Consider the following 15,553-nt stretch of genomic DNA (forward strand, 5'->3'; position numbering starts at 1 on the left):
TCGCCCTCTTGATTACAACACAAGGTCTTCAACTCCAATGCAGGCATATCAACAATTACAGTCTCTGAACACCTGGCTTAACGATCAAATCATCGGACAGGAACATTTGACCCAGCGCCTATTAATTGCGCTACTTGCCGATGGCCACTTGTTAGTTGAAGGCGCGCCCGGCCTTGCCAAAACCAAGGCGATTAAAACCCTGGCTCAGGCTATTGAAGGCAACTTTCATCGCATTCAGTTCACTCCGGATTTATTGCCATCCGATGTTACCGGTACCGATATCTACCGCCCTGAGCAGCATCGCTTTGAGTTCCAGCCCGGCCCGATTTTCCACAATTTAGTACTCGCCGATGAAATCAACCGCGCGCCCGCCAAGGTGCAATCGGCGCTGTTGGAAGCTATGGCTGAGCGGCAAGTGAGTGTGGGCAGCAAAACCTACCCACTGCCTGGTTTGTTTATGGTGATGGCGACACAAAACCCCATCGAGCAAGAAGGCACCTATCCGCTACCCGAAGCGCAACTCGACCGCTTTTTATTACATGTGGTAGTGGATTACCCCAGCATTGATGCCGAGCGCCGTATTTTAAAATTGGCCCGCAATGAAGCCGCCGCGGTAAGCAGTGAGCAACCGGCGCAAATTTCCCAAGCAACCATTGAAGCCGCACGCAAAGAAATTCTGGCGATTCACATGGCCGAAAGTGTTGAGGACTACATCGTCCATTTGATCAACGCCACCCGCCGCCCCGCACAATACTCGGCGGAATTGGCCGGGCTGATCGAATACGGTGCCAGCCCCCGTGCCACTATCGCGCTGGACCGCTGCGCCCGAGCACACGCCTGGCTGGAAGGCCGCGACTTTGTCAGCCCCGACGACGTGCAAGCCGTGGCCCACGATGCACTGCGCCATCGCCTGATTTTAAGTTTTGAAGCCGAGGCAACCGGCACCACACCCGATCAGGCTATCAACCAACTACTTGCTGCCGTACCTTTGAGCTAATTGTTATGCGCAACCAACAGCAAGTTAAAAATGAGCAGCAGGAATTGAATCCGCGCGGTGCTTACACCGAATTAGCATCGTTATTGCGCTGCCGTTTTTCCGCACAGGATCTAAAACTCTTCGCTCACAGGCCGGCACGCAGTTTATTGTCCGGTGGTGAACGCACCCGTTTTCGTGGGCGGGGGATGGATTTTGAAGAAGTGCGTCTATATCAACCGGGCGATGATATTCGCTCCATTGATTGGCGAGTCACCGCGCGCACCCAAGTCGCCCACACCAAAATTTTTCGCGAAGAGCGCGAGCGCCCGGTATTTATGCTGGTGGATCAACGCTCGCCACTTTTTTTTGGCAGCACGCGCTGTTTTAAATCCGTACTCGCGGCGCACATTGCCGCCCTGCTCGGTTGGGCGGCGCTGGCCAACGGTGATCGTTTGGGCGCGTTGGTATTTGGCGATTACGACCAGCGCGATGTACGTCCGCGCCGCAGCAAACATGCGGTGCTGGAATTATTGCATCAGCTGCAGGATTACAATCACCGCCTTGTATCGCCGCTCATGCCCGAACCTGGCACGCTAGCCAATGGCCAACCGCAACAAGCAAACCGCCTGCAAGACATGTTGGCCGATGCACGACGTATCGCCAAACCAGGTTGTGCACTGTTTATCATCAGCGATTTTCACGATATGGATGAAAGCGCCGAGCAACAGCTGTTTGAGCTGGCTCGCCATACCGATGTCACCCTGATTCATATTTACGATCAACTCGAACGACAATTGATCAGCAACTCAGCGCTCACCATTAGCAATGGCCGTGAACGGTTGCAATTAGCCGCAAACGAAAAAGCATTTCAGCAAGCCTATAAAAATCAATTTGACCGACACCTGAACTTGCTCACAACCATCTGCAAACGCCTGCGTATTCCACTGCTAAGTTTTGCCACGCAAGACGATGTTCAGGATGGCTTGCGCAAAGCATTCGGACGTAAAAAATAAATTCACTGAAAAAGAACAATAGTTACTTATGCAACCGCCACCTATGCAAGCAACACCTTCACCACTGGATCAATTAGCCGACATTCATTTGCCCGACAGCCTAAGCTGGTGGCCACTCGCACCTGGCTGGTGGGTTTTAATCGCATTATTCATCATTGCCATTATTGGCTTTTTTATCTGGCGCACGCGCAAACAACAAAACTATTACCGCCTTGTTGCCCAGCAAGAACTCGCCGCTATTTATACGCAGTATCAGCAATCACAAGATACCGCTGCCTATTTGCACTCGCTCAGTGTGTTGTTGCGCCGCACCGCAATCACCGCTTACCCACAGAGTTTTAACGCCAGCATTAAAGGTGCAGAGTGGTTGAGTTGGTTGGATGCTGTTTGCCCGGCGCTCAACCAAAAATTTTCCAGCGAGCTCGGGCAAAGTTTATTAACCAGTGCGCACCAGAAGAATCCGCAGGTGGATGCCACCGGTTTGTACCAGCTCAGTGAGCAGTGGATAAAACTGCATTGCAATCATCGTCAAAAACTTCCCAGCCTACAAAAAGCCACCACACAAAAAGCTAGCGCAACAGCGGAGGCCAACCATGTTTGAAATGCATTGGCCTTGGTTACTTCTGTTGGCTCCCCTGCCCTTAGTGATGGCATTTATTCCCGCTAAAAAACGCATTGAAGCGGCGCTGCGGGTACCCTTTTATCAACACGCCAGCCAACTCGAACAACACAGTAAACTCGGCATTAATAAACGCCCGGCAAAATTATTGGCGCTGTGGCTGATTTGGATTTGTTGTTTATTCGCGGCGACCAATCCCCAGTGGGTTGGCGAGCCAACCAGCATGCCCTCTAGCGGGCGCGATTTATTAATGGCAGTAGATATATCCGGCAGTATGGAACAAACCGACATGGCCATTGCTGGTCGTCGCGTAACGCGCTTGATGGCTGTTAAAAAAGTGATTGGTGATTTTGTGGTGCGCCGCAATAGCGACCGCATGGGGTTAATTTTGTTTGGCGCCCAAGCTTATTTACAAGCGCCACTCACTTACGATCGCAAAACCGTTAATCAATTATTGCAAGAGGCACAAATTGGTTTTGCCGGGCGCGAAACTGCGATTGGCGATGCAATTGGTCTCGCGGTAAAACGCCTGCGTGATCGCCCGGATGCCAGCCGCGTACTGGTGCTCTTAACCGATGGCGCCAATACTGCAGGACAACTCTCACCCGATAAAGCCACCGAATTGGCGCAGCAAGCAAAAATTAAAATTTACACCATCGCGTTTGGCGCTGAGTCAATGGAGGTGCCAGGTATTTTCGGTTCGCGTACTGTTAATCCATCGCGCGATCTGGATGAGCCAACCATGGTTAACATCGCCGAAAAAACCGGCGGCAAATATTTCCGCGCTCGCAATTTGGAAGAGTTAGATAATATTCATCGCGAGCTGGATCGCCTTGAACCCATTGAAATGGAAACGGAAACATTTCGCCCGGTACAAACCCTATTTTACTGGCCACTGGCTATCGCTTTTCTGCTGAGCCTCTTGCTCGCCTGCCTGCATGTTTGGCAAGGCCGTGCAGCGCGCGTGGAGCATGCATAATGACTATTGAATCACTCCTTACACAGTTCCATTTTTTGCGCCCTTGGTGGTTAGGTGCACTGCTGCCCGTGGTAATTATCGCCCTATTGCTTTGGCATCAAAAACACAACGCCAAACAATGGCAGCAAATGGTTGCACCTGAACTTTTACATTATTTATTGGATGGTCAAACCACGCGCATTAAACCTTGGCAATTATTGGCCTTATTGTTTGCGTGGGTTGTGAGCTGCATTGCACTCGCGGGCCCCAGCTGGGAAAAACGCCCGGTGGCAGTGGAACAAAATCAGCAAGCACTGGTAATTATGTTAGATCTCTCCCCATCCATGATGAGCGAAGATTTAAAACCCTCGCGTTTGGTGCGCGCCCGTTTAAAAATTGCCGACATGTTACGCCAGCGGGAAGATGGTCAAACCGCATTGTTAGTCTATGCGGGTGATGTGCATGTAGTGACACCACTCACCGACGACACCGAAACCATTAACAATATTATTCCCGCACTGCACCCCAACATCATGCCAGCGCAAGGCAGCAATACCGAAGCGGCCGTCAACCGCGCACTGCAATTATTAAAAGACTCATCAATTACGCAAGGCGATTTATTGTTAATCACCGACGGCGTGGATGAGGATGCGCAATACACAGTGCGCGATATTATGAATCGCGAACCGCAATATCGTTTGTCGATTCTCGGTGTAGGTGGTGATACTCCCACACCCATTCCCAGCAGCAAAGGTGGTTTTGTGCGCGACAACGCACGCAACATAGTCACCACCAAGCTTAACAGCGACGAATTGCAACAATTGGCGAGTGATAGTCGTGGCCGCTATCGCACACTAGCGAATACCAGTCGTGATATTGATTACCTGCTCGATTTCCCCGCGCCGGCACAAGCAGAAACCCAACGCGTTGAACGTGAGTTTGATAGCTGGTATGACCGTGGCCACTGGCTGGTATTACTGCTGCTCCCCATAGTGCTGTACAGTTTCCGCCGCGGTGTGCTGTTGAGTTTATTGTTAGTGCCACTAATGGGCTTAACACCCAACACCAGTTATGCCATGAGCTGGGACGATTTATGGAAAAATAAAAACCAACAAGCCCGTGAACAATTACAACAAGAACAAGCCGCCGCCGCGGCACAAACCTTTACCGACCCGGAATGGAAAGCCAGCGCCCAATATAAAGCAGGCGATTACGCGGCAGCCGCCAAAACCTTTGCCGACTTTAATACTGACCGCGGGCATTACAACCGTGGCAATGCACTGGCAAAAGCAAATCAGTTAGCCGAAGCATTAAAGGCTTATGACCAAGCACTGAAATTAAATCCCGATTTGGAAGATGCCAAAAAAAATCGTCAGCTAGTGGAAGAAGCACTGAAGCAACAACAAGAGCAACAAGAACAACAAGAACAAAATCAGGATCAAAATAAAGAGCAAAACGACGAGCAAAAGAAGGACCAGCAACAGCAGGAAAATAGCGATCAGCAGCAGGGTCAACAAAATGATCAGCAGCAAAACGATCAACAACAGGATCAGTCGCAAGAAAATCAAGCGGACAATGAACAGCAAAATCAACCAAATCAGCAGAACGAACAACAATCTTCAGCTAATCAGGACGAGCAACAAGAGAACGCTGAGCCTGAACAATCCGATGAAGAAAAATCTGACGCGCAAAAGGCCGCCGAGGCTGCTCAGCGTGAGCAAGAGGAACAGCAAGCAGCGGAAGCCCAGCAACAAATAGCTGAACCTACTGAGGATGATTTAACCGATGAAGAACGTCAGGCCATGGAGCAATGGTTGCGCCGTGTGCCGGATGATCCGGGCGGTTTGCTGCGCAACAAATTCAATTACGAACATTACAAACGCAATCAGGAAATTATGAATGGTGATTGGACACCGCCTGAAAACGGGGCTGAAAATCGCTGGTAATTTTTAACGTATCACTTTCCAGCCAGCAACCAAAATACAAAATGCGTATTGCTCTCCATAGCGACGGAACAGAATGATGAAAGAATCCAGCTTTAGCATGAAAAAATGTGCACGCCAATTAGTGGGCTTTATATTGATGATCACCGGACTCAATGTTTACGCAGGCAACCTCACCGCCAGCGTCGACCGCGATACACTCGGGCTGGAAGAAACCTTCACGCTGGTATTGCGCTACGACGAACAAATCAATGCCACACCGGACCATGAGTTGCTGCAAAAAGATTTTGATATTCTCAATACCCAAAGCGGTACCCAGATGAGCATTATCAACGGCAATATGGAAGCCTCCACCGAATGGAAAATTGCACTCGCCCCCAAACGCATCGGCACCCTACTTATTCCTTCGTTCACCATTGATGGTGCCATTAGCGATGCAATCCCCATCACCGTGGAAGGAAAAAGCCGTACACCCAAAAATAACGACAGCCAGGTCAATGTAGAAATTGAAACCAGTAAAGACAGCGCCTATGTGCAGGAGCAAATTATTGTCACCTTGCGCCTCTATACTACGGTGGGTTTGAGCGGAATCGATTTACAACCGCTGCAAGTAAAAGATGCACTGGTAATGCAACTGGATGAAAAACAATATCAAACCAAAATCAATGGCCGCCCTGGCGCCGTAGTAGAAACACGCTACGCAATTTTCCCGCAACAAAGCGGTGAACTGATTATTCCCGGGGTGCTTTATCAAGTATCGCTTGATTCAGGGCAGCGCGATTTGTGGGATAGATTCTATGGCAACAGTCAAAGTAATATCCTGCGTTTGCGCACCGAAGAACAACGCCTTACGATAAACCCCGCACCAGCCGCGTATAGCCAAAACTGGTTGCCGGCAACCAAGGTGGAATTAGTTGAACACTGGAGTGCCAGCATTGATTCACTCAAAGTGGGCGAACCAATTACGCGTACTATTACAATCAAAGCGGATGGTTTAACAGCCGGACAAATCGCACCGCTACAATTACCGAATGTGGATGGACTCACTTTTTACAGTGATCAGGCACAAACGGACGACCAAAAAAATGCTCAGGGAATGATAGGCTCGCGTATAGAAACCATTGCGATAGTTCCCACCAAAGCCGGCCGCTTTACGCTCCCGGACACAACTGTGTCATGGTGGGACACCAACAAACAAACGCAACAAACTACAACACTTCCAGCAGTAACACTCAATGTAGGCAGCGGCGCTATGTCACCCAACAATATGGCACCGCCTGTCGATACACAGGTTGAAGATGAACAAACAAATAGCATTCCGCTTAATACCGACCTGAGCAGTATTGCTGCCGAGAATCCAGTAGTCACAACAAAAACACCGGCTTGGCTTTATGCGTCTAATTTAATCACCTTGTTGGCTGCGTTATTTTTTGCGTGGCGTTTTTGGACCGCGAAGCGGGAATTAACACAACGGCAGGATAACAAGCAGCACCTACTGACGCGTGAACATGAATCGGAAGCCGCCGCTTGGGCAGACGTGAAACGCGCACTGGGTGATAAAAACCTGCCGTTATTGCGTAAAGCCATTCTTAGTTGGAGCCAGATTTATTGGAACGATAAAACTTTAACCAGTTTGCACGGTGTCGCCCTACGCGCCAAAACACAGCCACTCACCGACGTATTACAACAATTAGACAGCGCTATTTTTAGTAACACAGCCAGCACACTGGACAGTGAAAACCTGTTGCAGTTAATGGCCAACCTCCGCCGCCGCAAATACAAAAAAACGGCTACCGGTGAAACCCTGCAGCCGCTATATAAACATTAAAAAAATGAAAGTGACGCTCCGGTGCTCACTTTCAATATCTATCCCCGATCATATTCAAGCCGCTCAATTTGTCGATCAAATTGGTTAAGCACATGCTCAATACAGCGGGTCGCTAATTTAAAATAATCTGCGGCCTGAATGCTGGGGCGATCTACCACCAGCTGGGTTTCAATGCAATGTAATAAATGGTGTATTTCGCTCCGCGATTGTTCCGGCCAGGTTGCATCAACACTGGATGCAATTTTATTGCGCAGGTGATTCAACTGAATACGCAACACACTTGAGCACTGCCCTTTCGCTGCCACGCCTGTTCCCAACGCACGCGCCTGCCCGATGTATTCGGCAATGGATAACAGGTAGCGCCAATCGGTATCCATCGCATCGCCGGTAACTTTAGTAAGGTGGTGCACGTCCGCAACGTCATCAATCAGATAGAGCAAGTTGGCGATAAGAATATTGTGCTGCTTAAAATTTTTATCCGCATCGCCCTGCATATAAAGCACGCTCAGCCGCGACCAATGATCGACCAGACTGGACCATTTAACATTACTGCGCATCCATTCGCCGGACGAATCTACATCTGACATAGTGCGTTTTATATTCTGCTCAAGGGATTCAATATCCTGCTTGGCAGCGGCATTACCATTGATAAACCCTGTGGTTAAACCCCGGTGTTGCTGAATGTAAGTAAGCAAACCACGCAACAGTTTTATGTAGGCAATACCCTGCACAAATAATTTACTAGCTTGATTACGCCTGTGCTGTAGGGAAACCATTAAAAATAATAAGAAACCTGCAGGAACCGCCAGTAGCACAATGGTGAGCAAGAGAGGAGTTTCCATTATTTTTACTCCGCTTGGTGGGTCAATTTATGTAAGTGGTCTGCAATCTCTGCCGCTTGACCGGCGCGAAAACTATTTTGATTGGCTAGGTCGGCAACAGTCTCTATATGTTTTGAAATTTCGCGCGCGGCAATACTCTGTTGACCGGCAGCAACTGCAATCTCATCAATTAAACTGAATACAACATCCGTGGTGGTAAGAATAGATTTTAATGAAGCATCGGCACTGGCAACTTCTTGCAACGAGTTATCGGTTTTTTCCACCACACTTTTCATACTGCCCAATACCTGCTGCATACTCTCTTGTACGCGGGCAATATTGGTTGCAATTTCTGCCGCAGAACCATGACTGCGAACTGCCAGTGCACGAACTTCATCAGCGACTACTGCAAAACCGCGCCCATGCTCACCTGCACGCGCCGCTTCAATCGCCGCATTCAATGCCAATAAATTGGTTTGCCCGGCAATATCACCAATGATTTTGGACATTGAGGTAACGTTTTGCATAAGCGCATCCAACTGACTCACACGCACTTCGGTTTCGCGCGCGAGGCTCGCTACGTCATTCACTTCACGGCTTGCACCCGCGAGGGACTGCCCTCCCTGCTTACTTAAATCGCAGGCGCTAGTTGCCGCATCACGCGCGGCAGAAATTCGGCTACTAATGTCATCAATACTGTGGCTGATCTCGGTAATTGCCGCCGCACTGGAGGTAGTGGCATTGGATTGATAGGCCGCACTTTTGGAAACTTCTTTTGCGTTGGTTGCGAGTTCCAATGAGGAGTGGCCCATTTCTTTTACTGCATCTTTATATTCTGCATTGCGTCGTTGGCGCGCTTTAAAAACCTCGATAAACGTATCGTGCAAACCGTGTAATGGGCCAGTCACTAATTGATTCCAGTCAACAGTTTGTTCGCGATCGACAGCGAACAAATACTGTTTTATTCCCGCAATATCTTTGTTGACCCCACCCACAATACCCAGGATCAAAACCACGATGAGTAGTAGCGGCACAATCAACCAAAGGCTCACACTATTTAGCGCGATTGCTCCGGCTACCAACAGCAGATTGCCGAATATCGCCACCAATAAAACCCAGGATTTAACTGAGGCAACCGCCTGCCCCAAGAAACGCACCATCACTTACCTCCACACCACAAAACCAACAACTCGTTAACCGAACCACAACCTATCGCCCAAAAATAGTGCAAAGAACTTTTTAAGAAAATTGAAATTACCGCCTGCACTCGCCCTCTAACGGGGCAACAAAACCACTTGCGCACCAAAAACTATACATTCGAAAGCTAGGTGCCAGAACCAAAGCCCTATTTCAAAATAATAAGATGCTTGCTTCAACATTCATGCCATATCTGAGGTACAAGAAGATCAGGAAAAAAAATGGCCGTTCAGTGAACGGCCATTTTTAGTTTAATGATTGAGAAAACTCGCTAGTGCTGTTTAACGCACGCCGCTATACCAAGCTTTTGCTTACCACCTCAAATACATCCTTGGAGAGATTGGGCTCCGCCAAGATTCGCTCTAACTCTGCTTTCATCAGTGCCTGGCGAGCCGGGTTATATTTTTTCCACTTGGTTAAGGGGGTTAACAAGCGCGCTGCAATTTGTGGGTTTTGTTTATTCAGGTGGATAATTTGATCTGCCAAAAATTGATAACCCGCACCCTCGCCTGCATGAAAGTTAATCGCATTGGCATTACAGAAACTGGCAATTAACGCGCGAATTTTGTTCGGGTTTTTTCCATCAAACCCCGCGTGTGTTTGCAGGGCTTTGACTTTGGCAAGCGTGTTGGGTAATACGCAACTGGCCTGCACACTCAACCACTGGTTAACCACTAAAGACTCGTGCTGCCAGCGCTGATAAAAATCGGCCAGCGCCTGTTCCGCCAACTGCTGACCAAGCGGGGCCTCACTGTTGACCAATTGTGTCAAAGCTGCCATCACATCGGTCATATTGTTGCTGGTGCGATACTGCTGTTCACAGGCGTGAATCAGGTTTTCATCATTGAGCAACATTAAATAAGCCAGCGCGACATTTTTTAAACTCCGCGCCGCAATCGCATCGGCTGTTGCACTGTAGCTTTGCTGATGATCGTAGGCTTGATAAATACGTTCAAAATCTGCGCGCAATTCCCGCGCCAGTGCTTTGCGCACGGCGGCGCGACTGAAATGAATCGCCTCAACATCAACTACATCAGCCAACTCACTTAAATACGCTTCCGTTGGCAAGCTGAGCATATAAGCGACCATTGCCTGATCAAGACTTTCATCCTGTAATACGCTGCGATAAGCCGCGACCAAATCTGCATCTACCACCCAACCCGATAAATCACCGCCCTGCTGGTAGTGCTGCATAGCAGTATAAATGGCTTGCAAGCCCAACTGCTGACTCGCTTCCCAGCGATTAAAACCATCGCTGTCGCGGCTCATGAGTAATACCAAATCGGCACGGCTGTATTGGTAATGCATTTTGACCGGGGCGGAAAAACCACGCAGTAAACTGGGCACCGGTTTTTCCTGAACACGCTGAAATACAAACGTTTGTTCTGTATCCGTCAGCTCGATAACTTTGTGTGTATTATCGTCCGTTTCAAAATCTGGCCCGGCATCTTTTACATAAAGCGGTAAATCCCCCGCACTACCCAACAAGCCCATCGCAATCGGAATATGGAATGGTAGTTTGTGTGCGCACTCGGGCGTGGCCGGGCAAGATTGGGTGATGGTCAATGAGTATTCTTGCGCATCTTCATCGTAATGATCGCGAATTTCCAAACGCGGTGTGCCCGCTTGTGAGTACCAGCGTTTGAATTGGGTTAAGTCGCGACCAGAAGCATCGGCGAGCGCCGCAACAAAATCTTCCGTAGTGACCGCCTGTCCATCGTGACGTTCAAAATATAAATCTGTGCCTTTGCGGAAATTTTCTTTGCCGAGCAAGGTGGCGAGCATACGGATAATTTCTGCGCCTTTTTCGTACACAGTCATGGTATAAAAATTAGAAATTTCGATATAGGACTCAGGGCGAATCGGATGCGCCATGGGGCCTGCATCTTCCGCAAATTGCAAGGTGCGCAATAGACTAACATCTTCGACACGTTTCACAGTGCGCGAACCCATATCGGCGGAAAATTCTGAATCGCGATACACGGTAAAACCTTCTTTTAAACTCAATTGAAACCAGTCGCGACAGGTGACGCGGTTACCGCTCCAATTGTGGAAATATTCGTGGGCCACTACACCCTCTACGCGCTGGAAGCCGCCATCGGTCGTGGTTTCCGGTTTGGCGAGCACACAGGAGGTGTTGAAAATATTCAGACCTTTATTTTCCATCGCGCCCATATTGAAATCGTCCACCGCGACAATCATAAAAATATTCAGATCATATTCGCGGCCGTAAACTTCTTCATCCCAACGCATGGAATTTTTAAGCGAGGTCATGGCGTGGTCGCACTTGTCCAGGTCTTTGGGTTCTACAAATATTTTCAGTGCGACATCGCGCCCCGAACAAGTGGTGAAACTATCCTCGATATGCGCTAAATCACCTGCCACGAGTGCAAATAAATAAGCCGGTTTTTTAAAGGGATCATGCCAGGTGGCATAGTGGCGATTATTTTCCAGTTCGCCCTGATCGATTAAATTACCGTTGGATAACAGCACCGGAAATTTTTTATCCGCCACTACCGTAGTGGTGAATTCGCTCATTACATCGGGGCGATCGAGGTAATAGGTGATTTTGCGAAAACCCTCCGCTTCGCACTGGGTGCAATACATAGTGCGCGAGCGATACAAACCCTCCAGTGAGGTATTGGCCTCCGGTTTTATTTTGGTGATGGTTAATAATTTGAATTCGGCAGGCGTATTAAAAAGCGTGAGGCTCTCCTCGCCAAATTCATAATCACCCTCACCCAAGACTTTTCCATCCAGCGCGATAGAAACTAACTCCACATCAGCACCATGCAACTTGAGTTGAGTTGCAGGGGCAATTGCTGCGGGGTTGCGATACAAATCCAACATAGCGCTGACAATCGTTTCACCTTCATAAATTTCAAAACGCAGATCCGTCGTTCTGATTAAATAATCAGGTACCCGATAATCCTTGAGATAAATCGTTTTAGGTTGTTGGTTTTGAGCGGGAAGCGATTGTTCAACAGCAGTCATAATAAATTCCTGAGTCGCAGAAAGATGAAGGAGTTATTCAACCCACTTGATGGGTTTATCGGTGTGGGCATGATCGTGATCATGGTCGTCATCACCACAAAAGGTATGTGGCTCAGGTGGAATGTAACCCGTGTGCTGCTCTGGCGGTAAATTTTTGTGTTCGTAGGCAATCACTGCCTGCATACACAATTGTCTCTGCTCGGCAGAGAGACGATTACCATCTGCCCATTTACCCAGCTCTACCGCGCGTTTTAAATTTTGATAAATTTCTGGCGTAAGGCTGGACAGTAATTGGTGTAAATCCATAAGAAGACTCGTACAAAAAATTAACGAAGAAAATAACGACCCGTGAATAGCGCATAAACCGCACCAGCAACCAAACCACCGAGATGCGCCGCATTAGCGACAGAACCGGCAATAAAATAATCAACCACGCCGGTCATGCACAACACCAGCCACACCAACATAAAACCAATCAATGCGGGCGATACAGCAACCAACGGATGAGGGTTTAAACGTTGGCGCACAGCAATAAAACCTACCAAGGCATAGACTACGCCAGACATTCCACCAAAATTGGAAGAACCGCTCCACATATACTGTGTAAGATTAGAGGCAATACCGGTAACTACCACAAATAATAAAAAGCCCCACTTCCCTTGGAGAATTTCCAGGCGACGCCCTAAATCCCACATCCATAAACTGTTAAACAAAAAATGAAAAATACCGAAATGTAAAAAGATCGGCGTTAATAATCGCCAGAGTTCGCCACCTGACAGTGACTCGCCGATAGGAATGTACTGCGTGTCAGTAAAATCCTGAAAACTAAAATAATGCAAAAATAAATTACCGGTTTCCGTTGTCACCAGTAATCCACCTACCGCACTTAATAAAATTAACGCAAGCACTATGGGAGTATGCATCGCCTGCACCAACAGCGAAGGCTGAGCAGCACCGGCTTGGATATAGGGAGGCGTAACCAAAGGTTCAGCGGTTGTTGAGGGCAATTGCGCTCGCCCATCCTCTAGCTGTTGTAAAAAATCTTGCAGCGCAGGAATCACCGCCGCATCGGTTACGGCCAAACATTGCTGGGCATTTTCCTCAGTAATGCGATGCTCAAGACCACGCTCGTGCAAATAACGGCTGAGGGCGGATAAGTCGTGATCCAAAGAGAAATATTTTACAGCGATCCAGTTCAAAAGCGTCTTCCAGTTATCAGGGGGCGGTCAACCATCAAGGATCTACATAGACCCAAACAAATTTATCCTGCTGTAATTGTGCCTCACCGTCCATGCGATATGCCACCAAACGGCCGAATTTAACCGCACTGTAATCCAGGCACGCGAGGTTGGGCGCTATGGGACGAGGGCTTCCGGTCAGCCAGTAGTGCCCAACAAACAGTGGTGGCTGTTGTGCATCGTAGTACACCATTTGCGAGCGATGTTCAGGTGCAATCTCCATGGTGGCGATATGCTCGGGCAGTGGGTCAGGCTGAAATAATAATTGCCCATAGGTTTTTGCGTCGGGCACCCAAAACTTGGTGCGAAACGCGCTACGAACATAACCATCGGCCGAGACCATTTCCTCACCCTCCGGCAATGGCAAATCCACCCCACCGGTGAGGCGTAGACGGGTGAGGTGCTCCAGGCTGCCCTTGCGGCAAGAGCGCTCCACAAATCCCCAATCAATATGTCCATCACCAAAGTCCTTACGGTGCTGGTCAATCAGGGCCTGATCCCAGCAAGCATGGACAGTGCGAAATACTTGTTGGGTCAGTGGGTGCTCAATTTCCAAAAACAGCGGCAAACTGGCGAACCAATCCATAAACGCTCGCCACTCATGGGGGTAGCGGGAAAACTGCTGCAGGGTTTCGGCGATTTGCCGGGCGGCGGCGGGGGTATGTGCGCGCAAATAGTCGTTTGCGCCCGGCGCGACGGGAGTGCAGTAGGTCATCGCGTTAAATTCGTGGTTGCCGAGAATCATCAGCGCACTGCCCTGCTCGACCATGTTGCGCACCAAGTGCAAAGCCTCGCGAATACGCGGCCCCCGGTCAACTACATCGCCAAGAAAAATGGCTTGGCGAGATGGGTGGCGATAAACACCACGCACTTTTTTGTAGCCCATTAATTCCAGCAGGCGCGCTAAAGTTTGTGCACAGCCGTGGATATCGCCAATCAAATCATAACCATAAGCTTCGCCACGAATAGCGGTTGTTGATACTGATGATGACGGACTCACGACCATACTACTCTCGCAACCATACTACTCTCGCAACAAATGCCCACCCCAGCCTAACTTGGAGCGGCAACGCTGATAGAAGTTGTAATCCAGTGGATGTAGCAACTCGAGTAACTGACTTTTTTTGCGGATACAAATTTCATCGCCCGTCTGTACTTCTACGTGCGAGCTGCCATCACAGGTCACCATCGGCTCGGCGCGATTATGTTCACCCACGCGAATGCTGATTTCACTATTGCCAGCAACAACAATCGGGCGGCTGCTTAGGGTGTGGGGGTTCATGGGAACAACAACAATCGCATCCAGGGTGGGGTGCAATATGGGGCCGCCGCCGCTGAGCGAATAGGCGGTGGAGCCGGTAGGCGTAGCGACTATTACCCCATCTGAGCGCTGGCTGGTGACAAATACACCATCCACATAAATTTCAAATTGCAGCATATGAATAAACTTGCCGGGATGCAGCACTACATCATTCAACGCATCGGCGGTATCAATTAGTTGACCTGCACGCTTTACTTCCATGTCCAGCAGAAAACGTTTTTCCGAGGTAAATTTGCCGGAGAGCACTTCATCTACTTTATTTTCGATATCTTCCGGGGTGATGTCAGTCAAAAATCCCAGACGGCCGCGATTAACCCCAAGCAATGGGACTTGATACTGCGCTAGCGCCCGGGCACCGCGTAGCAAACTGCCATCACCACCAACCACAATGACCAGATCACACACCTGCCCAAGGGTTTCCATATCCATTATCTGCTGGGCACCAGCGACCATTCCGGCGTCGGTGATTAGCGCTGCCGTTTCTGCCTCCAATACAAAGGCTTTGTTGCGCTGCTGCAAAAATCGAATAAGCCGCTTGATGGAATAAACCGCGCGCTCGTTGTTAAGGTGGCCGATAAGGCCGATAGTCGAAAAATGAGTCATAAGTATCACTGGGAGCGCTGATGAAAATGGCAAAAAGCCGAC

General features: G+C 49.1%; 13 protein-coding genes. 6 read left to right on the forward strand and 7 right to left on the reverse strand.

What is annotated here, in order from left to right; genetic code table 11:
- The first annotated feature begins 37 nt into the window (after window positions 1-37).
- From O59_RS09230 to O59_RS09255, 6 genes are all read left to right on the forward strand, one after another.
- A complete protein-coding gene (locus O59_RS09230; protein WP_007641876.1) occupies window positions 38-997 on the forward strand; it encodes a MoxR family ATPase in 960 nt (319 codons plus the stop codon).
- Window positions 998-1,002: 5 nt separating this feature from the next.
- Complete coding sequence (locus O59_RS09235) at window positions 1,003-1,989, forward strand: DUF58 domain-containing protein (RefSeq protein ID WP_007641878.1); 987 nt, start codon at window positions 1,003-1,005, stop codon at window positions 1,987-1,989.
- Window positions 1,990-2,017: 28 nt separating this feature from the next.
- Entirely contained in the window at window positions 2,018-2,590 is a 573-nt protein-coding gene (locus tag O59_RS20990) for a DUF4381 domain-containing protein (protein ID WP_007641879.1), read from the forward strand.
- Window positions 2,583-3,587, forward strand: a complete 1,005-nt coding sequence (locus O59_RS09245) for a VWA domain-containing protein (RefSeq protein ID WP_007641882.1) — start codon at window positions 2,583-2,585, stop codon at window positions 3,585-3,587. Before O59_RS20990 ends, O59_RS09245 begins: the two co-directional genes overlap by 8 nt.
- Window positions 3,587-5,512, forward strand: a complete 1,926-nt coding sequence (locus O59_RS09250; RefSeq protein WP_007641884.1) for a VWA domain-containing protein — start codon at window positions 3,587-3,589, stop codon at window positions 5,510-5,512. The genes O59_RS09245 and O59_RS09250 overlap by 1 nt, the downstream gene beginning before the upstream one ends.
- Window positions 5,513-5,585: 73 nt before the next feature.
- Window positions 5,586-7,337, forward strand: coding sequence for a BatD family protein (locus tag O59_RS09255; RefSeq protein ID WP_081489676.1), 1,752 nt, complete (start codon window positions 5,586-5,588; stop codon window positions 7,335-7,337).
- Window positions 7,338-7,375: 38 nt separating this feature from the next.
- Here O59_RS09255 and O59_RS09260 read toward each other — a convergent pair whose 3' ends face one another.
- From O59_RS09260 to O59_RS09290, 7 genes are all read right to left on the reverse strand, one after another.
- The gene (locus O59_RS09260) at window positions 7,376-8,179 is read right to left on the reverse strand and encodes a nitrate- and nitrite sensing domain-containing protein (protein WP_007641888.1); all 804 of its coding nucleotides are present in this window, start codon (window positions 8,177-8,179) and stop codon (window positions 7,376-7,378) included.
- A 5-nt stretch (window positions 8,180-8,184) separates the two neighbouring features.
- Window positions 8,185-9,318, reverse strand: coding sequence for a methyl-accepting chemotaxis protein (locus tag O59_RS09265; protein ID WP_007641890.1), 1,134 nt, complete (start codon window positions 9,316-9,318; stop codon window positions 8,185-8,187).
- Window positions 9,319-9,649: 331 nt separating this feature from the next.
- Window positions 9,650-12,349, reverse strand: a complete 2,700-nt coding sequence (gene pepN, locus O59_RS09270; RefSeq protein WP_007641892.1) for an aminopeptidase N — start codon at window positions 12,347-12,349, stop codon at window positions 9,650-9,652.
- Between the two features lie 33 nt (window positions 12,350-12,382).
- Window positions 12,383-12,655, reverse strand: coding sequence for a YeaC family protein (locus O59_RS09275; RefSeq protein ID WP_007641894.1), 273 nt, complete (start codon window positions 12,653-12,655; stop codon window positions 12,383-12,385).
- Between the two features lie 20 nt (window positions 12,656-12,675).
- Window positions 12,676-13,548 (reverse strand): rhomboid family intramembrane serine protease, encoded by an 873-nt coding sequence (locus tag O59_RS09280; protein ID WP_007641895.1) that lies wholly within the window; start codon window positions 13,546-13,548, stop codon window positions 12,676-12,678.
- Between the two features lie 34 nt (window positions 13,549-13,582).
- Window positions 13,583-14,593 (reverse strand): metallophosphoesterase, encoded by a 1,011-nt coding sequence (locus tag O59_RS09285; protein ID WP_007641896.1) that lies wholly within the window; start codon window positions 14,591-14,593, stop codon window positions 13,583-13,585.
- 18 nt (window positions 14,594-14,611) lie between these two features.
- Complete coding sequence (locus O59_RS09290) at window positions 14,612-15,511, reverse strand: NAD(+) kinase (protein WP_007641897.1); 900 nt, start codon at window positions 15,509-15,511, stop codon at window positions 14,612-14,614.
- Between the last annotated feature and the right edge of the window lie 42 nt (window positions 15,512-15,553).

It is taken from the genome of Cellvibrio sp. BR, assembly GCF_000263355.1.
Lineage (GTDB): Bacteria > Pseudomonadota > Gammaproteobacteria > Pseudomonadales > Cellvibrionaceae > Cellvibrio.